Origin of the sequence: Aeromonas sp. QDB11 (assembly GCF_027705265.1) — a bacterium.
Lineage (GTDB): Bacteria > Pseudomonadota > Gammaproteobacteria > Enterobacterales > Aeromonadaceae > Aeromonas > Aeromonas allosaccharophila.
Genome location: NZ_JAPDBM010000243.1, coordinates 1 through 571 on the forward strand (window position 1 = coordinate 1; position 571 = coordinate 571).

Consider the following 571-nt stretch of genomic DNA (forward strand, 5'->3'; position numbering starts at 1 on the left):
GGCGTTGTTTCCCAAATCAACCATCAAGCCACAACTTCCCCAGCCCCAGGTGACAGCTACACTCGGGGCTTTCTGACAGGCAGACCAAGGGCATTCAGTTTGTTCATCGCACACACGTAGGCCATGATCTCTCCCACTTGGCCGTTGTAGTTACGCAGACTGATTTTGCCCGTCATCAACTGCTTGAACCGATACATCGCCGTCTCTGCCAGCGAGCGCCGATGATATCCCGACATCTTCTTCCAGTGCACTAGCCCCTCCTTGCGCATTACCAGCACCGCCTCATTTCTTGGATGTCCCTTTTCCCATAACCCAGCGTTTTTACGAGGCGGAATACAGGCTGTCGCCCCTTTGTGCGAGATAAGCTGATGGCTGGCTTTGCTGTCATAGGCACCATCCGCATAAACACGTCCCAGCTTGCGCCGCAGTGGGTTGAGCAAGGTCGGCAACACCTCGGCATCATGGACATTCTCCAGCGAGACTTCCGCCGCCACGATATCGTGGCTCACCGGGTCTACTGCCAGATGTAACTTGCGCCAGACCCGCCGCTTCTCAGCGCCGTGTTTTCTGA

Annotated in this window: 1 protein-coding gene; it reads right to left on the reverse strand. The window is 55.9% G+C overall.

Features of this window, described 5'->3' with window-relative positions; genetic code table 11:
- Window positions 1–56 precede the first annotated feature (56 nt).
- Window positions 57–571 (reverse strand): IS5 family transposase (locus OKC40_RS22885; protein WP_270797070.1); only part of this gene is annotated, 515 nt, incomplete at its 5' end.